The following is a 24,255-nucleotide window of genomic DNA, read 5'->3' as shown; positions in this document are numbered from 1 at the left end:
TTGCTCGCGAAGGCGGTCTTCAATCCACCACAGGCCTTTCAACCTGACGCTTGAATTCCAGCCGATCCATTTCCTGCCAACTGATGAAGAGTGACCTCAAGCCAATCTCTGTGGCGAGGGAGCTTGCTCCCGCTCGGCTGCGCAGCAGTCGCAAAACCAGGCGATGCGGTTTGCCTGAAAGAATGCTGGGGGCCTGCTGCGCAGGCCAGCGGGAGCAAGCTCCCTCGCCACGGGTTATGGGGTGTCTGGGCTGACGCCATCGCGAGCAAGCTCGCTCCCACAGGTGGTTGGGGTTGTTGCAGATATCTCAGCCAGCACAGGTCCATGTGGGAGCGAGCCTGCTCGCGATGGTGGTCTTCAATCCACCACAGGCCTTTCAGCCTGACGCTTGAATTCCAGCCGATCCATTTCCCGCAAACTGATGAATAGTGTCCTCAAGCCGATCTCTGTGGCGAGGGAGCTTGCTCCCGCTCGGCTGCGCAGCAGTCGCAAAACCAGGCGATGCGGTTTGCCTGAAAGAATGCTGGGGGCCTGCTGCGCAGGCCAGCGGGAGCAAGCTCCCTCGCCACGGTTATGGGGTGTCTGGGCTGACGCCATCGCGAGCAGGCTCGCTCCCACAGGTGGTTGGGGTTGTTGCAGATATCTCAGCCAGCACAGGTCCAATGTGGGAGCGAGCCTGCTCGCGAAGGCGGTCTTCGATTCACCACAGGCCTTTCAACCTGACGCTTGAATTCCAGCCGATCCATCTCCCCGCCAACTGACTCCAGACAGTGGATTTTATTTATCGCTGCCCGGCTTGTTAGCCAAGTAAAGCCCCTTCCTTTTCCATTAGACTTGCCGCCTCCAAGCAAGCCTTCAGGACACGGAATGCCAGTCCCTCCCAGCCCCCTTCGCAAAGCCCTGGTCGTTTGGCTGTACGCTGCGGCCCTGATGCATCTGCTCGCCGGTCTTACGCTGACCTGGGCCGCTCACTCCGGCTTGCTCGATGATTACCTGAACACCATCGAGCAGGCGTTCTGGGGTGCGGACATCGTGCCAGTTACCGTCCGCACGCAACAGGTCTGGTGGCTGGCGCTGTTCGGCGCCACGTTGCAAAGCTATGCGTTATATATGCTCGCGCTGGTCCATCTCGGCGATCGCCTGAAAAGTGCCATGCCCTGGGGCTGGCTGATCGTCGGCATTCTGCTCTGGGCGCCTCAGGACATGCTGGTTTCCGCCCAGGCGCGGGTCTGGTCGCACCTGTGGTTCGACAGCTTTGCATTACTTGTTTTACTGCCGCCGCTGTTCTGGCTTTATCGCCATGATCGCCGCCCCGCCCTGACCGACAACACATCGAGTGAGTCGAACCATGCCTGATTTTTCGCCGCTGGACTGGGCCATTGCCCTGCTGATTGCCCAGGCCATCCTCGGTGCGCTGGATACCCTGTATCACCATGAACTCACCGTTGCCTTGCCCTATCGCCACAGTGCGCGGCTGGAACTCTCCATCCACTCCCTGCGCTCGTGTTTCTACGGGATCCTGTTCCTGGGTATCGCGCATCTGGCCTTCGAAGGGACATGGGCGATCGTCATCGCGCTGCTGTTCGCCCTGGAGATCGGCCTGACGCTGTGGGATTTCGTGGTCGAGGACCGTAGCCGCAAACTGCCGCCCATCGAGCGCATCATGCACACCGTGCTGGCGGTCAACGGTGGGGCCTTCTTCGCGCTGTACGGCGTGCAACTGGCGCAGTGGGCGAGCCTGCCGACCGGCCTGAGCACGATCGACCTGGGCTGGCGCGGCTGGCTGCTGACGTTGTTTGCCATCGGCGTCACCGCCTCGGGCATTCGCGACGGCTTGGCCGCCTTGCGCATGCAGCGCCAGGGCAAGCCGGGCAACCCGTTTGCCGGTGGTGCCTACAAGCGCGTGCTGGTCACGGGAGGCACCGGGTTTATCGGCGAGACCCTGGTCAATCAGTTGCTCGATGCCGGGCACACGGTCAGCGTGTTGGCCCGCGATCCATTGAGGGCGGCCTATCTGTTTGACGGCCGCGCCCGCTGCGTGCGTTCGCTGGGCAAGCTGGGCCATGACGAAACCTTCGATGTACTGATCAACCTGGCGGGCGCGCCGGTGGCCGGACCGCGCTGGAGTCCGAGGCGCCAGGCGCAACTCATCGCCAGCCGGGTCGATACCACCGAAGCCTTGATGACATGGTTGAAGAACGCCCGGAACAAACCGGCGTTGTGGATTCAAGCGTCGGCCATCGGTTTTTATGGCGTGCGCGACGCCAGCGAAAGCCTCGATGAAAGCGCCAGCCAGGGCGATGGTTTCATGGCCGAACTCTGTTCGCGTTGGGAAGCCTCAGCGCGGCCCGCAACCGAGTTGGGCGTGCGACAGGTGGTGATGCGCCTGGGCGTGGTGTTCGGTCCGGGCGGTGCGTTGCTGCCGTTGCTGATTCCGTTTCGCCTGGGGTTCGGTGGGCGGATGGGCGATGGTCGGCAAATCATGAGTTGGGTGCACCGCGACGACGTGATCCAGGTGATTGCCCGTGCCTTCGAAGACGAAAGCCTGAGCGGCACCTACAACCTGGTAGCGCCGGAAACGGTCAGTCAGGCTTTATTCGCCGAACGTGTCGGCCAGGCGCTCAAGCGCCCGGTGTGGTTCCACATCCCGGCCGCGCCGGTGCGCGCCCTGGCCGGCGAGATGGCCCAGCTGTTTTTCGACGGCCAGCGCGTGGTGCCCAATCGTCTCGTTCAGGCCGGGTATACGTTCCGTTACCCCACACTCGACGCTGCCCTGCGCGACCTGGCCTGAGGACTGTCCATGAGCAAGCCGAGGATGTACCTGCTGGCCGGCAACGGTAGCGCTGCCGATTGGTGGGACGACGCGTTGCCGCACTTCAAACGCTACGACGTGGTGCCGCTGGAGCTGCCCGGTTTCGGCGACAATCCTCAGGCTCCTTGTGAAGACCTGGCGGCCTACGCACAGGCGTTGCTCGCGGCAACGGTAAAGGGCAGCGCGATCATGGCGGTCGGGGTGAACGCTTTGCTGGTGCTGCACGCCTTGCAACGCCGGCCCGGGCACTTTTGCCGCAGCGTATTGCTGGCGCCGGTGGGCGCGTTCTTGTGGCAGCGACGATTGCCGGCGCTGATGTCGCCGCTGCCGATTCGCAAGACCATTCATTGGCTGCTGGCGAACAAGCCAAGGCTGTTCGCCCACAAATTCTCCCGCCAGCAATGGACGCCCGCGCAGTACCAGCGCATGGGCGCCGGCTATGCCCGCTGCCGGGCCTTTGTCCCGCATTGGGATCTGGTGCGCGCCGACACCGCGTTGCCGTTGCTGGAGTGGATCAGCGACCCGGTCGAACTGGTATGGGGCGATCAGGACAAGATGCTCGGCATCGCCCAGGCAGCGGCATGGTCAGCCATTCTCGCCCGCGCCGACTTGACCATCAGCTTGAAGCCCGGTTGGGGCCACTACCCGTGGATCGACTCACCGGCTGAATTCGCCGCCTGGCTGGAGTCCGGCGAGCGCGGGTTCGTCGCGCACACCAAAGGCGGCCGCTTGCGCCTGGCGGAGCTGGCCGGGCAGCCGGTGCCAGCGGCACTGTCACTCAGCGATTGTCATGATCCACGCTTGCCAGGATTTTTGTGCAGCCAGCCGGATGCTGCCTGGGCCGTGCGTTCCTCCAGTTACGGGGAGGATCAGGCCGATGCGGCCAATGCGGGCTTGAGCACCACCTACTTGCGCGAGCCGACACACAATGTGCCGACACGCATTGCCGAGCTGAGCGCGGCGGGTGTCGAGGAAGTGGTGGTGCAGCGTTTCATCACCCCACGGCTGTCCGGGATCGCCTTTGTGCGTCACCTTTCGGTTGAGCTGGAATGGGTCGACGGCCATCTGGAGTCGTTGGCCGATGGCAAGGTGAGCCCTGAGCGAGCGATCATTTCCCGTCTCGGCGAGTCTTGGAACAGCGGCACATTCACGCCGGCCCATGGCCTGACCGCCGAAGCGCTGTGGCAGTTTCTCCAAGGCGTGCTGCGGGTCTTCCACTACGTGCCCGGCGATGTTGAATGGGCCTGGGACGGCACGCAACTCTGGTTGCTGCAATACCGGCCGATCAGCGACTACGGCTGGCGCCGTCACCTGACCGCCGCCAACATCGCCGAGATCCTGCCGCCACAACCCAGCGTTCTGGTGGAGTACGCCCAGCGTCGCGCGGCGGCAAGCATTCCGGCGATCATGGCGCGTTGGGATTCACGGATTTTGCAGGACAACGAGCCTTTCACCGCGGTGTTTGGTGGCGCCTCGTATATCAACAACGACCTGTTTCTCGCCCGGCTGTCCGACTGGGGCATCAGCGCCAGCAGCTATGCCGGCGAGGTCGGTGGGGCAACGCCGCACCTGCCTTGGCGGCCGCTGCGCCTGCTGCGGTCGCTGCCGTTATTTTTGCGCATGCAGCGTATCGCTCGCGGACATCTGCTTACGTTGGAAAACGGTTTGCGCCGTTTCGACCGAGAGCTGCACGAACTGACCGGACAAGGCGCTGACGGCCAGCAACTGGCCGACTGGTTTACCCGCTTCTACGTATTCGTGGTGCAGGGTAACCTGTGCATCGCCAGCGCCTTGGCCAGCAGTGGCGGCGACTGGCTGGGACGACCGCCGACCGCCTATGACAATCTCGAACACAGCCCTCATCGCTTGCCTTGGGAAACCGATCCGGCAACGCCGCGCCCGGCGCCGACCGATCTGCCGTTGCAACCCTTCCCGCAATGGCCGTTAGCGATTCGCCTGGCCCATGACGCCGGCCTGCCAGGGCTGCGCGGCTACTACTTGCAGGTGCGCGAATGGTATCGCGACAACCTGATGCGGATCTTTTTCCGCCTGCACCACGCCATGCCGAGCGCCGACCGCGAGCATTGGTTCGCGCCGCACCGGGACATCCGCAGCCGCGACGGCAGCTTCTGGCAGGACGGCCGTGAAGGCACCGAGCAGGCGAGCGGATTCCTGATCTACCCGGGCCAGGCCCAGGGCATCCTCGGCGAGGACATCCTGTTGGAAGACACCCTGGACCCTGGCCGCCACGCTCACTATCAAGGCGCCCGCGCCGTGATCGCACGCATGGGCGGCCGCCTGTCCCATGGCTCGACGCTGCTGCGTGAACTGCGCAAACCGTCGGCGGTACTGCCTCAAGTTGACGTGGGATGGTTGGGGCGTGAGGTGGTGTATTGCGATGGGGAGTTGAGGCTGGTGGAGTAGGAGGGTCTAGACTGAGGAACATCAGCCAGCCATCCGTTCATGCTCAGGAGTCCCGCATGGAATCCCCAGTCCATACGCTGCCCGCGTTATTCAAACAACTCGGTCTGCCCGACGACGCCGTCAGCATCGATCAGTTCATCGCCAGCCACTCGCCGCTCAAGCCCGAGCTGCACCTGTCCGATGCGTTCTTCTGGAGCGAGGGCCAGCGGCAGTTGCTGCGCGACGAAATCCTTGAAGATGCCGACTGGGCAGTGGTGGTAGATCAACTCGACGTGCTGTTGCGAAAGGGACGGGGCGAGTGACTCGCGGTAAAGAAACTGTGACGAACTGTGGGAGCGAGCCTGCTCGCGAAAGCGGTATGTCTGCCGTATCTATGCTGATTAGTGGTTCCATTCGCGAGCAGGCTCGCTCCCACTGAGATGATCTGATTATTCGATTTTAGTATTACCAAATAGCTTCTTATTCCTTAAATAATATAACTCTCCTCCTTATACTCGTCCGGGAACAGACACGCAGGAGAGCACCCATGCGCAACGAATCGATTCGCTACCTGATTGTGCCGGGCTGGCAAGGATCGCCGGAAAATCATTGGCAAACTCACTGGCAGAACAGTCTGCCCAACAGTGCCCGGGTCGAGCAGGCTGACTGGCTGACGCCACGGCGTGAAGATTGGGTCGCCGCGCTGGCCGAAGCCATCGCCAGCGACAGCACACCGGTGATCCTGATCGCCCATAGCCTGGGTTGCATCACGGTGGCCCATTGGGCCGCCACCGCGCCGGTGCCATTCCTGCGGCAGGTGCGTGGCGCGTTGCTGGTGGCTCCGGCGGATGTCGAGCGCCCCGCCTGTGCCCCGGCGCTACGCAACTTCGCGCCGATTCCCACGGACCTGTTGCCGTTTCCCAGCCAAGTGGTCAGTTCCGACAACGACGCGGCGGTCAGTGCCGCGCGCGCCATGGAGCTGGCGCGGAGTTGGGGGGCCGAGGCCGGGATCCTGGCCGGGGCGGGGCACATCAATGTGAAGTCCGGCCACCAGCGCTGGGAGCAGGGTTTCGCTTATCTCTATCGTTTGCAAAACCGCATGGAGCATCACGCCCTGCGTCGCGCCTGAATTTTAATGCCCTCCGTCTCGCCGGCGGTTTGGGGCGGGAGCCTGCCATGAGCCTGCATGAAACCTTCGGTCAGCCCTTGCTGACCTTTCCCGACTCGGAAAAAAGCCCCCTGAGCATCCGTGCCAAGGCACTGGTGTTCGTCGACCCGCGTTCGCGGCAGTTGCGCCAGGAGCTGGAACAACTGGCGCCACGGGCGATTTCGGTGCTGATTCGCGGCGAAACCGGCACCGGCAAGGAGCTGCTGGCCCGGCATATCCATCGCGAGAGCAATCGCGGTGGGCTGTTTGTTTCGGTCAATTGCGGCGCTATCAGCCCGACCTATGCCGACGCCGAATTGTTCGGTTATTCCGCCGGCAGTTATAGCGGTTCGGCCAGCAGTCGGGCCGGGTGGTTCGGCTCGGCCAACGGCGGCACGCTCTACCTGGATGAGATCGGAGACCTGCCGCTGCCGATCCAGATCAAGTTGCTGGCGGCGCTGGAAAACCATGAGGTCACACGTGTCGGCGCCCAACAACCGAGCCCGGTGGACGTGCGCCTGGTAGCGGCCACCAGCATCGATCTGGCGCAAGCGGTGGCCGCTGGAAAATTTCATGACCGGCTTTATCACTACCTGAGCGAGGGGCAGCTCGAGTTACCCGCCTTGCGCGAGAGGGTGGGCGATATCCTGTCCCTGGCCGAATATTTCCTGGGCATCTACAGCCAGCGCCTTGGCCTGGCCGTGCCGCTGATCAGTGAACCGGCGCAACGGGCGCTTGAACGCCACAGCTGGCCGGGCAACACCCGCGAGTTGGAGAACGTTATCCATTTTGCATTGCTGGTGAGCGCCGGCGATGAGATTTTGCCGGAGCATCTGAATTTGCCGTCCCAGTTTTCAGCCCTGGAACTGGTCGAGTGGCAGGTGGAGCAGGTTATTGCACAGGGCTCGCAAGCTGAGCGCACCGCCCTCAAGGCGCTGCTCGATCGACTGGACCAAACGCTATAGATCAGGACGCCCACCTGTGGCGAGGGAGCTTGCTCCCGCTGGGCCGAGCAGCGGACCCAAGATTTGCGATTGCTGCGCAACCGAGCGGGAGCAAGCTCCCTCACCACAAGAGCGGTTTCCTTATATGAGCAAAATGAATATGAACTTGAATAAAAGATATTGTTAAGGCATAAAAAATATCGGTATCTTCCGCATCACGCCAGCGATAGCACTTCGCTGGCACATCCACATTTGGCCGTCGTCCATGACGACAGTGATATTCGATAAGGACACTGCATGAAAAAGGTTCTGTTGTTCACCGCATTGGCGGCAGCCCTGACCTCGGGCCTGGCCCAGGCGGCGGAAAAACTGGTCGTGGCTGCCACACCGGTACCCCACGCAGAAATCCTCGAGCTGATCAAGCCGGCCCTGGCCAAAGAAGGCGTTGATCTGCAGATCAAGGTGTTCACCGACTACGTACAACCCAACGTACAGGTTGACCAGAAGCGCCTTGACGCCAACTACTTCCAGACCCTGCCTTACCTCAAGAGCTTCAACGAAGGCAAAGGCACCAACCTGGTGACGGTGATCGGCGTCCACGTCGAACCGTTTGGCGGCTACTCGAAAAAAGTAAAAAGCCTGGCTGAGCTGAAAGACGGCGCGACCATCGCCATCCCTAACGAAGGCAGCAACAGCGGTCGTGCCCTGATCCTGTTGCAGAAGGCTGGCCTGATCAAACTCAAGGACCCGAAAAACGCCCTGGCAACGCCGAAAGACATCGCCGAGAACCCAAAGAACTTCAAGTTCAAGGAACTGGAATCGGCCATGCTGCCGCGTGTGCTGGATCAGGTCGACCTGGACATGATCAACACCAACTACGCCCTGGAAGCAGGTCTCAACCCGGCCAAGGATGCCTTGGTGATCGAAGGTTCGGATTCGCCTTACGTGAACTTCCTGGTGGCTCGTCCGGACAACAAGGACAGCGCGGCCATCCAGAAACTGGCCAAGGCGCTGACCAGCCCGGAAGTGAAGGCATTCATCGAGAAGAAATACAGCGGCGCGGTACTGCCGGCGTTCTGATTGGCGCGGAAGACCTTAACGCAGTTACAAACGCCGACGGCTGATACAGCGTCGGCGTTTTTGTGCTCAACATATCGTGTAGCGGCACGGCTTACCCGTGGCGAGGGAGCTTGCTCCCGCTCGGCTGCGCAGCAGTCGCAAAACCGGCTGATGCGGTCTACCTCAAGAACAGAGGGGCCTGCTCCGCAGGCCAGCGGGAGCAAGCTCCCTCGCCACGGATGAAGCAACACCGACCACTGTGGGAGCGAGCCTGCTCGCGAAAGCGGTTTGTCAGTCACTAATTATTCAGGCCAATGCCACGCCGGCTCATCCAGCATCCGCTGTCCGACGATTGCGGTCTGTCCCAAGTCTTTTTCCAGCACGATGCAATTGCAGTTTTCATCCTGCTCCAGCGCGGCGATCAGGCGTGTGGCATGGGACACGACCCAGACCTGGCAATTGGCCGAAGCGCGGATGATCAAGCGTGCCAAGGCCGGCAACAGATCGGGGTGCAGGCTGGTTTCCGGTTCGTTGAGCACCATCAGCGAGGGCGGGCGCGGCGTGAGCAGTGCGGCTACCAGCAGCAGGTAGCGCAGGGTTCCGTCGGACAGCTCGGCGGCCGACAACGGTCGCAGCAGGCCGTGTTGCTGGAAGGCGATGGCGAAACGTCCGCCCTGCAGTTTGTCAATGTGCAGTTGAGCGCCAGGAAACGCATCGCCAATGGCGGCGTGCAGGGCTTCGAAGTCGCCTATCTCCAGAATCGTTTGCAGCGCTGCAGCCAGGTCGCGTCCGTCGTGGTGCAACACTGGGGTGCGAGTGCCCAGTTGCGGCTGGCGCACCGGGGCGTCCGCATCGCTGCGAAAGTGGTCGTAGAAGCGCCAGCGACGAATGAACTCGCGCATCTGCAGGACCTCCGGCGAAGCGCGCAGGCTGCCGACCTGATCGAACAGGCTATCGAAGGTCGGGGTGTGTTGGGCCAATACGTCCCACGAACGGCTTTCACGGGCGCGGATCATCGGCCCGTTGCGGTCCACCAGCAAGCTGGCAGGCCTGTAAACCGGTCCGGCCCAGATGCATTCGCGCTTGATTTCAGGGTCCAGTGAAAACGCCGAACGACTGGGTTCCGGCAGGCCCAGGGCGATCGAATAGCTGAAATTTTCCCCGGCAAATCCGAGGCGCAGGCGCATGCTGCCCTGACGCACGATGCCCTGCACAGGTACATCGCCGTTACGCATGCGACGGCTTATCTCTTCCGGGCCGGCCCAGAAGGTCGAGCCCAGCCCACCTTCACGGGCCAGGGCATTGACCACGCCACCTTGCGCCGTCTCTGCCAGCAGGCGCAGGGCGCGATACAGATTCGATTTGCCACTGCCGTTGGGCCCGGTGATCAGGTTCAGCCTGCCCAGCGGGATGACCAGTTTGTTGATGGACCGGTAGTTGGCCACCGCCAGGGTCGTGAGCATGCGAATTCCCTTCGTACATGGATGTCACAGACGAGTCTGCCCGATTCCTGTGCATTCGGTGAACCCTGTTCTAAGCTCACAGTCGTATCGTCACTGGTACGTCCGTACAACGCAAAGGAGTCTGCATGGCTGGTCCTGGAATCAAATTGATTGTTGGCTTGGGCGTGTGTGCGGTGTTGGCGGGGTGCGGTGACAAGAAGCCCGAGGAAAAAGCCTTGCCACGGGTTTTCGTGCAGCAGGCCATACCTTCCGAATACGCCGCCTCGGTGACGCTTACCGGCGATGTCCAGGCTCGCGTGCAGGCTGACCTGTCGTTTCGTGTCGGCGGCAAGATCATCGAGCGCAAAGTCGACGTCGGCGACCGGGTCTCGGCCCGGCAAGTGTTGGCCCGGCTCGATCCGCGGGACCTGCAGACCAACGTCGACTCCGCCGAGGCCCAGGTGGCCGCCGAACAGGCGCGGGTCAAGCAGAGTGCGGCGGCATTTGTGCGCCAGCAGAAGCTCTTGCCCAAGGGCTACACCAGCCAAAGCGAATACGACGCGGCCCAGGCGCAACTGCGCAGCAGCCAGAGCGCGCTGACGGCGGCCCAGGCACAACTGGCCAATGCCCGCGAACAGCTGAGCTACACCGCACTGATCGCCGAGGCGCCGGGCATCATCACGGCGCGCCAGGCCGAAGTGGGCCAGGTGGTCCAGGCCACGGAGCCGATCTTCAGCCTGGCCCGGGACGGTGAGCGCGACGCGGTGTTCAACATCTACGAGTCGCTGCTGAGCGAACCGCCATCGGCGCCGGACATTGTCATCAGCCTGCTCGACAACCCTGCCATCAAGACCACCGGTACGGTGCGCGAGATCACCCCGGCGGTGTCCGCCGAGACCGGCACCGTGCAGGTCAAGGTCACGCTCAATGACTTGCCCGAAGGCATGCGCCTGGGTTCGGTGGTTAGCGCCACCGCCAAATCCGCAGGAAAAACCGCCGTGGAGCTGCCCTGGTCGGCACTGACCAAGAATCTCAGTGATCCGGCCGTGTGGCTGGTGGACGGCGAAGGCAAGGCGCAGTTGCACAACGTCACCGTCAGCCGCTACCTGACCGGCAAGGTCATCGTCAGCGACGGGCTCAAGGGCGGCGAAAAAGTCATCATTGCCGGCGGGCAGTTGCTTCATCCGGGCATGCGCGTCGAGATCGCTGAAAACAGCTATGAGAAAAACCCGTCAGGAGCCCAGCCATGAAGCGCCTGTGGATGGTCGCGGCCGGCCTGCTGCTGGCCGCCTGCTCGAAAGAAGAAGCACCGCCGGAGCCGGTGCGGCCGGTGTTGTCCATTGAGGTCCGGGCCTTGGACCAGCAGGCTCTGGGACGCTTCGCCGGGAATATCCAGGCGCGCTACGAAACCAACGTGGGTTTTCGTGTGCCCGGGCGCATCGCCAGTCGCAACGTCGATGTTGGCGCGGAAGTGAAGAAGGGCGACCTGCTCGCAACCCTCGACCCCACCGACCAGCAGAACCAGTTGCGCGCCGCCCAGGGCGACCTGGCGCGGATCGAGGCGCAGTACATCAATGCCCAGGCCAATGCCCGTCGTCAGCAGCAATTGTTCGACCGTGGCGTCGGTGCCCAGGCACAACTGGACATCGCCCAGACGGACCTGAAAACCACCGCTGCCTCCCTGGAACAGGCCAAGGCCACGGTGGAACAGGCCCGCGACCAGCTCAACTATAGCGAACTGCGTACCGACCATGACGCGGTCGTCACCGCCTGGACGGCCGAGGCGGGGCAGGTGGTGACCGCCGGCCAGCAAGTAGTGACGCTGGCCCGCCCGGACGTCAAGGAAGCGGTGATCGACTTGCCCGCCGGGCTGGCCGAGCGCCTGCCCGAGGATGTGGTGTTCGAGGTCGCCGCTCAACTCGACCCGGCGACCCGCACCACGGCCATCGTGCGCGAGATCGAGCCTCAGGCGCAAAGCGCCACCCGTACCCGCCGCGCGCGCCTGACCCTGACCGATACCCCGCCGGGCTTTCGCCTGGGCACCGCCATCAGCGTGACTCTGAGCTCGGCCATCGAACCGCGCATCGAGCTGCCGCTCAGCGCGTTGCAGGAAGTCGACGGCAAGGCGCGAATCTGGCTGATCGACCCGCAGAGCCAGACAGTCTCGCCACGAGAAGTACAGATTATCGAGCGATCGGCCGGTTCGGTCCTGGTCGCCAACGGCATCAAGCCTGGCGACCGCGTGGTCAGCGCCGGGGTGAACAGTCTCCAGCCGGGGCAAAAAGTGAAACTCGACGAGGACGCACGATGAAAGGGCCTTTCAACTTATCCGAATGGGCCCTGCGGCATCAGTCTTTCGTGTGGTACCTGATGTTCGTCGCATTGCTGATGGGCGTGTTCTCATACATGAACCTGGGCCGCGAAGAAGACCCGTCGTTCACCATCAAGACCATGGTCATCCAGACCCGCTGGCCCGGCGCGACCCAGGAAGAAACCCTCGACCAGGTCACCGACCGCATCGAGAAAAAACTCGAAGAGCTCGATTCCCTCGATTATGTGAAGAGTTACACCCGGCCGGGGGAGTCGACGGTGTTCGTGTATCTGCGCGATACCACCGGCGCGGAGGAAATCCCGCAGATCTGGTACCAGGTGCGCAAGAAGATTGACGACATCCGCGGCGAATTTCCCCAGGGCCTGCAGGGGCCGGGGTTCAACGACGAGTTCGGCGATGTCTACGGCTCCGTGTACGCCTTCACCGGCGACGGCCTGTCGATGCGTCAGTTGCGCGATTATGTCGAACAGGTGCGCGCCGAGATCCGCGACGTGCCCGGCCTGGGCAAGGTGGAAATGGTCGGCGAGCAGGACGAAGTGCTGTACCTGAATTTTTCCACGCGCAAACTCGCCGCATTGGGCATCGACCAGCGCCAGGTGGTGCAGAGCCTGCAGTCGCAGAACGCCGTGACCCCGGCAGGGGTGATCGACGCCGGGCCGGAGCGGATCTCCGTGCGCACGTCCGGCCAGTTCCAATCGGAAAAGGACCTGGCCAACGTCAACCTGCGACTCAATGATCGTTTCTATCGCCTCGCCGATATCGCCGACATTCGCCGTGGTTACGTCGATCCCGCCACGCCGATGTTCCGCTTCAACGGCACGCCGGCGATCGGTCTTGCCATTGCCATGAAGAAGGGCGGCAACATCCAGGAGTTCGGCAAGGCGCTGCATGCGCGCATGGACGAACTGACCGCGGACCTTCCGGTGGGCGTCGGCGTGCATACGGTGTCGGACCAGGCCGAAGTGGTGGAGGAAGCCGTCGGCGGCTTCACCAGCGCCTTGTTCGAGGCGGTGATCATCGTTCTGGTGGTCAGTTTCGTCAGCCTCGGCATCCGCGCCGGGCTGGTGGTGGCCTGCTCGATCCCGCTGGTGCTGGCGATGGTGTTCGTGTTCATGGAATACAGCGGCATCACCATGCAGCGGATTTCCCTCGGTGCATTGATCATCGCCCTCGGCTTGCTGGTGGACGATGCCATGATCACCGTGGAAATGATGGTCACGCGATTGGAAAAAGGCGATTCCAAGGATCAGGCCGCGACGTTTGCCTATACCTCGACCGCTTTTCCGATGCTCACCGGGACCCTGGTGACCGTGGCCGGTTTTGTGCCCATCGGCCTGAACGCCAGTTCGGCTGGCGAATACACCTTCACGCTGTTCGCGGTGATTGCCGTGGCGATGCTGGTGTCCTGGATCGTCGCGGTGCTGTTCGCCCCGGTGATCGGCGTGCACATTCTCAGTCCCAACGTAAAGCCCCACAGCAACGAGCCGGGACGGGTCGGACGGGCCTTCAACGGTGGCCTGCTGTGGGCGATGCGCAATCGCTGGTGGGCAATCGGCATCACCGTGCTGCTGTTCGCGCTGGCGGTATTCTGCATGCGCTTCGTACAGAACCAGTTCTTCCCGTCCTCGGACCGCCCGGAGATCCTGGTGGACCTCAACCTGCCGCAGAACGCCTCGATGGACGAGACGCGCAAGGCGGTCGATCGCCTGGAGGCGACCCTCAAGGGCGACCCGGACATCGCGCGCTGGAGCACTTACATCGGCGAAGGCGCCATTCGCTTCTACCTGCCGCTGGACCAGCAACTGCAGAACCCGTACTACGCGCAACTGGTGATTGTCAGCAAGGATCTGGAGTCACGCGCGGCCCTCAGCGAACGCCTGCAAAAGCGCCTGCGTGAAGATTTCGTCGGCATCGGCAGCTACGTGCAGGCGCTGGAAATGGGCCCGCCGGTCGGCCGGCCGATCCAGTACCGGGTCAGCGGCAAGGACATCGACCAGGTGCGCAAGCATGCCATCGAGCTTGCCACCGAACTGGACAAGAACTCGCACATTGGCGAGATCATCTACGACTGGAACGAGCCGGGCAAAGTACTGCGCATCGACATCGCCCAGGACAAGGCGCGGCAACTGGGATTGTCTTCGGATGACGTGGCCCGGCTGATGAACAGCATCGTCAGCGGCTCGCCGGTGACCCAGGTCAACGACGATATCTACCTGATCGACGTGGTGGGTCGCGCCGAAGACGCCGAGCGCGGTTCGCCGGAAACCTTGCAGAACCTGCAGATCGTCACACCGGGCGGGACCTCGATTCCGCTGCTGGCCTTTGCCACGGTGCGCTACGAGCTGGAGCAACCACTGGTGTGGCGCCGCGACCGCAAGCCGACCATCACCATCAAGGCTGCCGTGCGCGATGAAATCCAGCCGACGGACCTGGTGCGGCAACTGCAACCGGACATCGACAGGTTCGCCGCCAGATTGCCGGTAGGCTACAAGGTCGCCACCGGCGGCACGGTGGAGGAAAGCAGCAAGGCCCAGGGGCCGATCGCCAGCGTGGTGCCGCTGATGTTGTTCCTGATGGCGACGTTCCTGATGATCCAGTTGCACAGCGTGCAGAAATTGTTCCTGGTGGCCAGTGTCGCGCCCCTGGGCTTGATCGGCGTGGTCCTGGCGCTGGTGCCGACGGGTACGCCCATGGGCTTTGTGGCGATCCTCGGGATCCTTGCGCTGATCGGCATCATCATCCGCAACTCGGTGATCCTGGTGACCCAGATCGACGAATACGAACGTGACGGCTATGAATCCTGGGATGCGGTGGTGGAAGCGACCGAGCACCGGCGCCGGCCGATCCTGTTGACGGCCGCGGCGGCGAGCCTGGGGATGATCCCGATCGCCCGGGAAGTGTTCTGGGGCCCGATGGCCTACGCGATGATCGGCGGGATCATCGTCGCCACGCTGCTGACGCTGCTGTTCCTGCCAGCGCTGTATGTGGCCTGGTACAAGATCCGCGAGCCCAAGCGTGATTGACACGGCAGCCTTCGCTGCCCTTGTGGCGAGGGAGCTTGCTCCCGCTGGGCCGCGAAGCGGCCCCAATAAGGCCTGCTGCGCAGCCCATCGCGAGCAAGCTCGCTCCCACAGGGATCTTTAGTGAACACATATTCTATGAGCAACAAAGAACCACTGTGGGAGCGAGCTTGCTCGCGATAGGGCCCTTCCAGTCACCGTCAATCTTTACTTGCGCAACAACCGCAACCCATTGAACACCACCAGCAAGCTCACCCCCATGTCGGCAAATACCGCCATCCACATGGTGGCGAACCCGGCAAAGGTCACCCCAAGGAAAATCGCCTTGATCACCAACGCCAGGGCGATGTTCTGCTTGAGGATGCTCGACGTCTGCCGCGACAGCCGGATGAACGCGGGAATCTTGCGCAGGTCGTCGTCCATCAGCGCTACGTCAGCGGTCTCGATGGCGGTGTCGGTGCCGGCCGCCGCCATGGCGAAGCCGATTTCCGAGCGGGCCAGGGCCGGGGCGTCATTGATCCCGTCGCCCACCATGCCGACCCGGTGACCCCCGGCGTAGAGCTTCTCGATGATTTGCAGCTTGTCTTCCGGCAACAGGTCGCCATGGGCTCGGTCCATGCCCACCTGTGCGGCTATCGCCTCGGCGGTGTGGGCGTTGTCGCCGGTCAGCATCAGTGTCTTGATGCCCAGGTCATGCAACTGCCGGATCGCTTCGCGGCTGGAGTCCTTGACGGTATCGGCCACAGCAAACAGCGCCAGAGGCTTGGTGGTGTCGAGCAGCAGCACGACGGACTTGCCTTGTTTTTCCAGGGCGAAGAGTTTCGCTTCCAGCTCGGGAGAGCACAGGCCCAGGTCTTCCACGAGGCGATGGTTGCCCAAGTGATAGGTCTGGCCGCCGATGTCACCGCGAACGCCACGCCCGGCAAGCGCCGCGAAGTTATCCACAACCTGCTGCGCCGATTGTTTATCCACAGCCGCATGGGCAATCGCCCGGGATACCGGATGGTCCGACCGCGCCGCGAGGCTGGCGGCCAGGGCCGGTGCGGTGGTTTCCACGCTGGGGTCGAGTGCCAGGTAATCGGTCTGCACCGGTTTGCCGTGGGTGATCGTGCCGGTCTTGTCCAAGGCCAGGTAATCGAGCTTGTGGCCGCCCTCCAGGTACACGCCGCCCTTGACCAGGATGCCTTTGCGCGCCGCTGCCGCCAGGCCGCTGACGATGGTCACGGGGGTGGAAATCACCAGTGCACATGGGCAGGCGACCACCAGCAGGACCAGCGCCCTATAGATCCAGTCGAACCAGACTGCGCCCATGAACAGCGGCGGTATGGCGGCCACAGCCAAGGCCAGGGCAAACACCGCCGGGGTGTAGATTGTCGAGAACCGGTCAACGAAGCGCTGAGTCGGTGCCCGGGCTCCCTGGGCCTGCTCCACGGCATGGATAATCCGCGCCAGGGTGGATTGATCGGCCGCGGCGGTCACGGCGTATTCCAGTTCGCCGGCCTGGTTGATGGTGCCGGCAAACACTTTGTCGCCCACGGTCTTGTCCACCGGCAGGCTTTCCCCGGTGATCGGCGCCTGGTCGATGGTCGAGCGACCTGCGACCACATCGCCATCCAGCCCGACGCGCTCACCGGGGCGAACCCGCACCCGCGCGCCAAGGGCGATGCTCTTCACTTCCTGGACCTGCCAACTGCCATCGGCCTGCTGCACGGTGGCCTGTTCCGGCGCCATCTGCATCAGGCCGCTGATGGCGTTGCGCGCACGGTCGAGGGACTTGGCCTCGATCAGTTCGGCCACGGTGAACAGGAACATCACCATCGCCGCTTCCGGCCATTGGCCAATCAACACCGCGCCGGTCACGGCGATGCTCATCAGGGCGTTGATGTTCAGGTTCAGGTTCTTCAGGGCAATCCAGCCCTTCTTGTAGGTGGCGAGGCCACCGCTGAGGATCGACACCAGCGCCACCAACGCGACGACCCAGTTCGGCGCGGCGTTGGTGAAGTGAATCACCTCGGCGCCCAATGCTGTGACGCCGGACAACGCCAGCGGCCACCATGGTTTGGCTGGGGCGGGCGGGGTGTGAGTCGGTTTGTCCTGGCCAGCCGTCAACGGTTCCGCCTGCATTCCCAAGGACTCGATGGCCTTGATGATCGGCGTGTCGCTGGGCAGGTCATGGGTGACGCCCAGCACACGGTTGATCAGGTTGAATTCCAGTCGCTGCACGCCTTCAAGCTTGCCGAGCTTGTTCTGGATCAGTGTCTGTTCGGTGGGGCAGTCCATGGCTTCGATGCGAAAACTGCTCAGCCGCGCACCGTCCGTCGGCGTTTTGTCGAGCGTGACTACCGCCGGCGCTGCCTTGGATGAGCAGCAGGAGTGCCCGTGCTCATGGCCATGAGCGGGTCGGGGTGTATGGATGGAATCGTTCATCGGGTTACGTCCGTGAAAAGTGCCTGTTGCGCAGTAAAGACCCTGTAGCCACTATAGGGTCAAGCACCTATTTGGAGTTCATCCGATGAAGATTGGCGAACTGGCGAAAATCACCGACTGCCAGGTCGAGACCATCCGCTATTACGAGCGCGAGGGCCTGCTGCCGGAACCGGCCCGCAGTGACGGCAATTACCGCGTCTACACCCAGGCCCATGCCGAGCGGCTGACGTTCATCCGCAACTGCCGGACCCTGGACATGACCCTGGAGGAAATCCGCAGCCTGCTCGCCTTGCGCGACAGCCCCCAGGACCAATGCGAGAGCGTCAACGCACTGATCGACGAACACATCCATCACGTCAAGGCGCGCATCGACGGCCTGCAGGCCTTGCAGGCGCAACTGATCGACCTGCGCCATCGCTGTGGCGAAGGGCCGGATCTTGAGCAGTGCGGGATCTTGCAACGGTTGGAGGTGAGCGGGGCGGTGGCGCCGGAGGTTGAGCATTCACATGTGGGCAGGAGTCATGGGCATTGACCTGACCTGCAGCGCATGCAGATCCAGTGTGGGAGCGAGCTTGCTCGCGACAGCGGTCTATCAGTCAACATCTGTGTTGAATGTGAGGACCTCATCGCGAGCAAGCTCGCTCCCACAGAGGGATGGTGGCGTTTTCTAGACCGCCATCGGCGCGGTCATCGGCGCATGGTGTTGGTAGCCTTCGAGGGAGAAGTCGCTCGGTTCGACCTGCTCCAGCCACTCGGGCTGGTATACGCCGGTCTTGGCAAACTCCGGCACGCGCTCGGAAATCACCAGTCGGGGCATCGGGAACGGCTCGCGCGTGAGCTGTTCATTGAGCATGTCCAAGTGGTTTTCGTAGACGTGGGCATCGCCGATGAAATAGGTGAACCAGCGCGGCGTATAACCGGTCAGGCGACCAATCAGGCTTAGCAGCGCGGCGCCTTCGGTGAGGTTGAACGGCGTGCCCAGGCCCAGGTCGTTGGAGCGGATGTAGAGGGTCAGGGAGATTTCCCGGGTCTCGACATTCGGATGGAACTGATACAGCAGGTGGCACGGTGGCAGGGCCATTTCATCGAGCTGGGCGCAGTTCCAGCCGTGGAACAGGATGCGCCGGCTGCCCGGGTCCTTGATGATGGTGTCGACGCACTGGCGAACCTGATCGATGGCCTTGTACAGCACCACGTAGGCCTGGCCGTTTTCTTCGCCTTCGGCGATCTGCCGATAACCCTGGGCCAGCGTCTGCTCGATGGCGGCAGGGTTGCTCAGCGGGATCTGCTTGTAGGCCGGCCACTTGCGCCATTGCACGCCGTAGATCTCGCCCAGGTCGTCCTCGCCCTGGCGGAACGGGTTGGCCAGCCATTGCGCATTTTCGTTGGCATTCTGGTCCCAGACCTTGCAGCCCAGGGCCCGGAATTCGGCGGCATTGTTCACGCCACGCAAGAAACCGCACATCTCGCCGATGGCCGACTTGAAGGCCATCTTGCGCGTAGTGATGGCGGGAAAGCCTTCCTTCAGGTCATAGCGCAGCATCGCGCCAGGGAAACTGATGGTGTTCACGCCGGTGCGGTTGGCTTGCTTGGTGCCGTTCTTGATGACGTGAGCCACCAGGTCGAGATATTGCTTCATGGGTTACCTGTGTCCTTGAACCCGGGGCCAGCGCCCCGGGGTCCGAATTTTAAACCTTGGCCGCCGCAGCCGGTGCACGGTTATAAGCCAGCCAGATCAGCGCCAGGCCACCGATGATCATCGGCAGGCACAGCACCTGGCCCATGGTCAGCCAGTTCCACGCCAGATAGCCGAGCTGGGCGTCCGGTACGCGGACGAACTCGACGATGAAACGGAAGATCCCGTAGAACAGCGCAAACATGCCCGACACCGCCATGGTCGGCCGCGGCTTGCGCGAGAACAACCAGAGAATCAGGAACAGTGCCACGCCTTCCAGGGCGAACTGGTACAGCTGCGACGGGTGGCGCGGCAATTGGGCCGGGTCGCTGAACGGCGGGAAGACCATCGCCCACGGCACGTCCGTCGGCTTGCCCCACAGCTCGGCGTTGATGAAATTGCCGATGCGCCCGGCGCCCAGGCCGATCGGCACCATCGGCGCGACGAAGTCCATCAGTTCGAAAAACGACTTGTTGTTGCGCTTGCCGAACCACAGCGCCGCCAGCATCACGCCGATGAAGCCCCCATGGAACGACATGCCGCCCTTCCAGACTTCAAAGATCAGCGTCGGGTTGGCCAGGTAGGCGCTCAGGTCGTAGAACAGTACATAACCCAGGCGCCCGCCAACGATCACGCCCATGGACAGCCAGAACACCAGGTCCGAGAGCTTCTCTTTGTTCCAGGTCGGGTCAAACCGGTTGAGCCGGCGCGAGGCCAGCCACCAGGCGCCACCGATACCGATCAGGTACATGAGACCGTACCAGTGGATTTTCAGCGGGCCGATGGCCAGGGCAACCGGATCGATCTGCGGGTAAGGCAGCATTAATATTCCTCGTGAACGTCAAAAATACCCGGGCGAAGCTGCCACCTCGGGATTAAGCCAGGATTGCGTCAGAGCAGGAAACTCAAGCCCACACTGAACAATAAAGCGGCGAACAGCCGCTTGAGCAAGCGCGGCGACAGGCGATGGGCCAGTCGCGCGCCGAAACGGGCGAAAATCATGCTCGTCAGGGCGATGCCCAGCAGTGCCGGCAAATATACAAAACCGAGACTATGAGGCGGCAACAGCGGATCCTGCCACCCCAGAATCATGAAACTTAACGCACTGACCAGGGCGATGGGCAGCCCGCAGGCCGACGAAGTCGCGACCGCTTGTTGCATCGGCACGCTGCGCCAGGTCAGGAACGGTACGGTCAGCGAACCGCCGCCGATACCGAAAATCGCCGAGGCCCAGCCGACAACCGTGCCGGCCAGGCCCAATCCGACCTTGCCCGGCACGGTACGGCTGGCCTTCGGCTTGAAATCCAGCGCCAGTTGCAGGGCAACGAGCATGGCGAATATGCCGATGATTTTTTGCAGGTGCGGGCCGGAGATCGCTTCGGCGGTAATGGCGCCGAAACCGGCACCGATCAGGATCCCGACGGTCATCCAGGTAAAGATCTGCCAGCGCACCGCGCCTTTGCGGTGATGCTCGCGTACGGCATTCACCGAGGTAAAGATGATCGATGCCAGGGACGTACCGACAGCCAGGTGCGTCAACACCTGCGGGTCAAAACCCTGCAAGGTGAAACTGAACACCAGCACCGGGACGATGATCATCCCGCCGCCGACGCCGAATAGCCCGGCGAGTACACCGGCACAGGCGCCAAGCAGCAGATAAAGCAGGAATTCCACCAGCGTCGCCTCGACCATCGCAAACAAGAGCGGCATGGTAACGGATCGAGGGGCCTGGGCTCCACTGAAGGCGATGGATGCGTTGGTGATGTGTGGGTAAAGTAGGCACCACGAAAGCGGAGCTCGGATTTTTCACAGGACAACCTGATGTGCCTGATCGTATTTGCCTGGCGGCCCGGCCACGCCCAGCCGCTGATCGTGGCGGCTAACCGCGACGAGTTCTATGCGCGCCCGACGCTGCCACTGGCGCAGTGGCCTGACGCGCCGCACGTGCATGCCGGTCGCGACCTGGAAGCGGGCGGCACCTGGCTCGGGGTCGGCGCCGGGGGCCGCTTTGCCGCGCTGACCAACATCCGCGATCCTGGCCAGCTCCCGGCGTTCAAGTCTCGCGGCGAGCTGGTGGCGCGGTTCCTGACCGGGAACCTGTCGATCGTCGATTATCTGAGCGAAGTCGTGCCGCGCGCCGGCGAGTATGGTGGCTTCAACCTGCTGCTGGGCGATGGCGCCGAACTGTGGCACTACAACGCGCGCGATACACGCCCGCAGTCGTTGGCCGAAGGGATCTACGGATTGTCCAACGCCGGGTTGAACACGCCCTGGCCGAAATTGCTCAAGGCCCGGACGGCGTTGGGTGAGGTGCTGCATGACCCGCAACCCCAAGCGCTGCTGACGCTATTGAACGATCCGCTACCGGCCCCGGTGGCGGAGCTGCCGGACACCGGCGTGGGACTGTCCACGGAAATGCTGCTGTCGAGCGTGTTCATCGCCAGCCCGGCCTACGGGACGCGGGCGAGCACGGCGCTGGTCGTTAATGCTGACGGGACGCGGCAGATGGTCGAGCGCAGTTTCGGGCCGCATGGGGGGCATTTGGGGGAGGTGGAGCTGCTCGTTTAATGCCGACGATAACCCCGTGGCGAGGGAGCTTGCTCCCGCTGGGCTACGAAGTAGCCCCAAAGCTTTTGGGCGGGCTTCGCCCGCCAACGGGAGCAAGCTCCCTCGCCACAAATGCTCGCCGCGGGATCTAAAGGGTCTTGTTCGAAGCCGGGTTGATCATCCGCGCCAACCCGAGGTTTTTCAGCGCCAACTGCAAGGAGCTATGGATCACCTGCGGATTGTCGATGGTCATCAGCTCCGCCAGCAGCTCCTGGGCCTTGCTGAGGTTGATCTGGCGCAGCATCCATTTCACTTTCGGCAGGTTGGTGGCGTTCATCGACAGGCTGTCGAAGCCCATCGCCATCAGCAGCACCGCCGCCGCCGGGTCGCCAGCCATTTCGCCGCAGATGCTTACCGGCTTGCCCTCGGCATGGGCGTCGCGAACGACGTTCTGCAAGGCTTGCAGCACGGCCGGGTGCAGGTAGTCGTAGAGGTCGGCCACCCGTGGGTTGTTGCGATCCACGGCCAGCAGGTACTGGGTCAGGTCGTTGGAGCCTACCGACAGGAAGTCCACCTGCCGCGCCAGTTCCTTGGTCTGGTACACCGCTGCCGGAATCTCGATCATCACGCCCACCGGCGGCATGGGTACGTCGGTGCCTTCGTCGCGCACCTCGCCCCAGGCCCGGTGGATCAGGTGCAGGGCTTCTTCCAGCTCATGGGTGCCAGAGATCATCGGCAACAGGATGCGCAGGTTGTTCAGGCCTTCGCTGGCCTTGAGCATGGCGCGGGCCTGGACCAGGAAGATTTCCGGATGGTCGAGCGTCACGCGGATCCCGCGCCAGCCGAGGAACGGGTTGTCTTCCTTGATCGGGAAGTAGGACAGCGATTTGTCGCCGCCGATGTCCAGGCTACGCATGGTCACCGGTTGCGGATGAAACGCGGACAATTGCTCGCGGTAGATCGCCAGCTGTTCCTTTTCGCTGGGGAAACGCTGGTTGATCATGAACGGTACTTCGGTGCGGTACAGGCCCACGCCCTCGGCGCCACGCTTCTGCGCCCGGGCCACATCGGCCAACAGGCCGGTGTTGACCCACAGCGGCATGCGATGGCCATCGAGGGTTATGCACGGCAGGTCGCGCAGGGCATCCAGGCCCAGGGAGAGTTGCTTCTCTTCCTCCACCACATCGGCAAACTGCTTGCGCAACACGTCGCTGGGGTTGGTGTAGACCTCGCCGTGGTAGCCGTCGACGATCATCTGGATGCCGTCGACCTTGGAATACGGCAGGTCCACCAGGCCCATGACCGTGGGAATGCCCATGGCCCGGGCCAGGATCGCCACGTGGGAGTTGCCCGAGCCCAGTACCGAGACCAGGCCCGCCAGCTTGCCTTCCGGCACTTCGCCGAGCATCGCCGGGGTCAGCTCTTCGCTCACCAGGATGGTGTTGTCGGGGTAGACCAGGGTCTGCTGACGCTCTTGCTGCAGGTAGGCGAGCAGGCGGCGACCGAGGTCCTTGACGTCGGAGGCGCGCTCGCGCAGGTAGGCGTCGTCCATCAGTTCGAAACGGTTGACGTGGTCGGTCACCACCTGGCGCAACGCGCCCTGGGCCCATTGGCCGGTCTTGATGACCGTGGTCACTTCGCTGCCCAGGGAGGCATCGTCAAGCATCATCAGGTAGACATCGAACAACGCGCGCTCTTCAGGCCGCAGTTGCGTCGCCAGCTTGGCGGACAGGGCGCGCATGTCGGCTCGCACGCCCTCGATGGCGGTCTTGAACAAGCCCAGCTCGGCATTGATGTCGGCGATGGTCTTGTCCGGCACCACGTCGAGGTCGGCGGGCGGCAGCATGACCACCGCGGTGCCCACCGCCGCGCCCGGTGAGCCCGGCACGCCGACGAACTTGGCTTCCTGGATGCCCTTGCCCTGGCGGCCCAGGCCGCTGATCGAGCCGGTGGCCTCGGCGTGGGCGATAACCCCGGCCAGTTGCGCGCTCATGGTCACGAGGAAGGCTTCTTCGCCCTCGTCGAACTGGCGGCGCTCTTTTTGCTGGATGACCAACACGCCGACGACGCGGCGGTGGTGAATGATCGGCGCGCCGAGGAACGATGCGTAGCGCTCTTCACCGGTCTCGGCAAAGTAGCGATAGCGCGGGTGATCGGCGGCGTTTTCCAGGTTCAGCGGTTCTTCCCGGGTACCGACCAGGCCGACCAGGCCTTCGTTGGGCGCCATGCTGACCTTGCCGATGGAGCGCTTGTTCAGGCCCTCGGTCGCCATCAGCACAAAACGGTTGGTCTCGGGGTCCAGCAGGTAGACCGAGCAGACCTGGCTGCCCATGGCCTCTTTGACGCGCAATACAATAATCCCCAACGCCGCCTTGAGATCCTTGGCGGAGTTAACTTCCTGGACGATCTTGCGCAGCGTATTGAGCATGGCTCGGGGTCGAACTCCG

At 63.0% G+C, this 24,255-nt stretch carries 18 protein-coding genes; 12 read left to right on the top strand and 6 right to left on the bottom strand.

Annotation, left to right across the window (positions count from 1 at the left end):
- The first annotated feature begins 867 nt into the window (after nt 1–867).
- The 7 genes from J3P94_RS26350 to J3P94_RS26320 all read left to right on the top strand — a co-directional run bounded on the left by J3P94_RS26350 (nt 868) and on the right by J3P94_RS26320 (nt 8,386).
- Nucleotides 868–1,356: a cell division protein gene (locus J3P94_RS26350; RefSeq protein ID WP_434570433.1), complete on the top strand. Its 489-nt coding sequence runs from the start codon at nt 868–870 to the stop codon at nt 1,354–1,356.
- The gene (locus J3P94_RS26345) at nt 1,349–2,791 is read left to right on the top strand and encodes a TIGR01777 family oxidoreductase (protein ID WP_434570431.1); all 1,443 of its coding nucleotides are present in this window, start codon (nt 1,349–1,351) and stop codon (nt 2,789–2,791) included. The genes J3P94_RS26350 and J3P94_RS26345 overlap by 8 nt, the downstream gene beginning before the upstream one ends.
- A gap of 9 nt (nt 2,792–2,800) precedes the next feature.
- Nucleotides 2,801–5,236 carry an alpha/beta hydrolase gene (locus J3P94_RS26340; protein WP_434570429.1) on the top strand — a complete coding sequence of 812 codons (2,436 nt, stop codon included), beginning with the start codon at nt 2,801–2,803 and terminating at the stop codon, nt 5,234–5,236.
- A 56-nt stretch (nt 5,237–5,292) separates the two neighbouring features.
- Nucleotides 5,293–5,538: a DUF2789 domain-containing protein gene (locus J3P94_RS26335; protein ID WP_434570427.1), complete on the top strand. Its 246-nt coding sequence runs from the start codon at nt 5,293–5,295 to the stop codon at nt 5,536–5,538.
- Between the two features lie 224 nt (nt 5,539–5,762).
- A complete protein-coding gene (locus tag J3P94_RS26330) occupies nt 5,763–6,344 on the top strand; it encodes an alpha/beta hydrolase (RefSeq protein WP_434570425.1) in 582 nt (193 codons plus the stop codon).
- Nucleotides 6,345–6,391: 47 nt separating this feature from the next.
- The gene (locus J3P94_RS26325) at nt 6,392–7,327 is read left to right on the top strand and encodes a sigma 54-interacting transcriptional regulator (protein ID WP_434570423.1); all 936 of its coding nucleotides are present in this window, start codon (nt 6,392–6,394) and stop codon (nt 7,325–7,327) included.
- Nucleotides 7,328–7,603: 276 nt separating this feature from the next.
- Nucleotides 7,604–8,386, top strand: coding sequence for a MetQ/NlpA family ABC transporter substrate-binding protein (locus J3P94_RS26320; RefSeq protein ID WP_434570421.1), 783 nt, complete (start codon nt 7,604–7,606; stop codon nt 8,384–8,386).
- A 281-nt stretch (nt 8,387–8,667) separates the two neighbouring features.
- Here J3P94_RS26320 and J3P94_RS26315 read toward each other — a convergent pair whose 3' ends face one another.
- Nucleotides 8,668–9,828, bottom strand: a complete 1,161-nt coding sequence (locus tag J3P94_RS26315; RefSeq protein ID WP_434570419.1) for an AAA family ATPase — start codon at nt 9,826–9,828, stop codon at nt 8,668–8,670.
- A 125-nt stretch (nt 9,829–9,953) separates the two neighbouring features.
- Here J3P94_RS26315 and J3P94_RS26310 point away from each other — a divergent pair, with 125 nt between their 5' ends.
- The 3 genes from J3P94_RS26310 to J3P94_RS26300 are packed head-to-tail and all read left to right on the top strand — an operon-like array spanning nt 9,954 to nt 15,162.
- The gene (locus tag J3P94_RS26310) at nt 9,954–11,057 is read left to right on the top strand and encodes an efflux RND transporter periplasmic adaptor subunit (RefSeq protein ID WP_434570417.1); all 1,104 of its coding nucleotides are present in this window, start codon (nt 9,954–9,956) and stop codon (nt 11,055–11,057) included.
- Nucleotides 11,054–12,118: an efflux RND transporter periplasmic adaptor subunit gene (locus J3P94_RS26305; protein ID WP_434570415.1), complete on the top strand. Its 1,065-nt coding sequence runs from the start codon at nt 11,054–11,056 to the stop codon at nt 12,116–12,118. Before J3P94_RS26310 ends, J3P94_RS26305 begins: the two co-directional genes overlap by 4 nt.
- Nucleotides 12,115–15,162, top strand: a complete 3,048-nt coding sequence (locus tag J3P94_RS26300; protein WP_434570413.1) for an efflux RND transporter permease subunit — start codon at nt 12,115–12,117, stop codon at nt 15,160–15,162. The genes J3P94_RS26305 and J3P94_RS26300 overlap by 4 nt, the downstream gene beginning before the upstream one ends.
- A gap of 204 nt (nt 15,163–15,366) precedes the next feature.
- Here the strand turns inward: J3P94_RS26300 and J3P94_RS26295 are convergent, their stop codons facing one another.
- The gene (locus J3P94_RS26295) at nt 15,367–17,586 is read right to left on the bottom strand and encodes a heavy metal translocating P-type ATPase (RefSeq protein WP_434570411.1); all 2,220 of its coding nucleotides are present in this window, start codon (nt 17,584–17,586) and stop codon (nt 15,367–15,369) included.
- An 85-nt stretch (nt 17,587–17,671) separates the two neighbouring features.
- On the opposite strand from J3P94_RS26295, the gene cadR reads away from it, so the two are divergent.
- On the top strand, nt 17,672–18,118 hold the full coding sequence (cadR, locus tag J3P94_RS26290; protein WP_434570409.1) for a Cd(II)/Pb(II)-responsive transcriptional regulator: 447 nt from the start codon (nt 17,672–17,674) through the stop codon (nt 18,116–18,118).
- Nucleotides 18,119–18,253: 135 nt separating this feature from the next.
- Here the strand turns inward: cadR and J3P94_RS26285 are convergent, their stop codons facing one another.
- The 3 genes from J3P94_RS26285 to J3P94_RS26275 all read right to left on the bottom strand — a co-directional run bounded on the left by J3P94_RS26285 (nt 18,254) and on the right by J3P94_RS26275 (nt 20,935).
- A complete protein-coding gene (locus J3P94_RS26285; RefSeq protein ID WP_305497569.1) occupies nt 18,254–19,225 on the bottom strand; it encodes a thymidylate synthase in 972 nt (323 codons plus the stop codon).
- Nucleotides 19,226–19,274: 49 nt separating this feature from the next.
- The gene (gene lgt, locus J3P94_RS26280) at nt 19,275–20,084 is read right to left on the bottom strand and encodes a prolipoprotein diacylglyceryl transferase (protein ID WP_434570407.1); all 810 of its coding nucleotides are present in this window, start codon (nt 20,082–20,084) and stop codon (nt 19,275–19,277) included.
- A 68-nt stretch (nt 20,085–20,152) separates the two neighbouring features.
- Nucleotides 20,153–20,935: a sulfite exporter TauE/SafE family protein gene (locus J3P94_RS26275; RefSeq protein ID WP_434574314.1), complete on the bottom strand. Its 783-nt coding sequence runs from the start codon at nt 20,933–20,935 to the stop codon at nt 20,153–20,155.
- A 147-nt stretch (nt 20,936–21,082) separates the two neighbouring features.
- Between J3P94_RS26275 and J3P94_RS26270 the strand changes: the two genes are divergently transcribed.
- Entirely contained in the window at nt 21,083–21,829 is a 747-nt protein-coding gene (locus tag J3P94_RS26270; RefSeq protein WP_434570405.1) for an NRDE family protein, read from the top strand.
- A gap of 127 nt (nt 21,830–21,956) precedes the next feature.
- Here the strand turns inward: J3P94_RS26270 and ptsP are convergent, their stop codons facing one another.
- Nucleotides 21,957–24,236 carry a phosphoenolpyruvate--protein phosphotransferase gene (ptsP, locus tag J3P94_RS26265; protein WP_305497566.1) on the bottom strand — a complete coding sequence of 760 codons (2,280 nt, stop codon included), beginning with the start codon at nt 24,234–24,236 and terminating at the stop codon, nt 21,957–21,959.
- Nucleotides 24,237–24,255 lie beyond the last annotated feature (19 nt).

The sequence above is a fragment of the Pseudomonas sp. Z3-8 genome (assembly GCF_051131975.1).
Taxonomy (GTDB): Bacteria; Pseudomonadota; Gammaproteobacteria; order Pseudomonadales; family Pseudomonadaceae; genus Aquipseudomonas.
The sequence above is the reverse complement of the archived record's forward strand: the minus strand, read 5'-3'. Positions and strand labels throughout refer to the sequence as shown.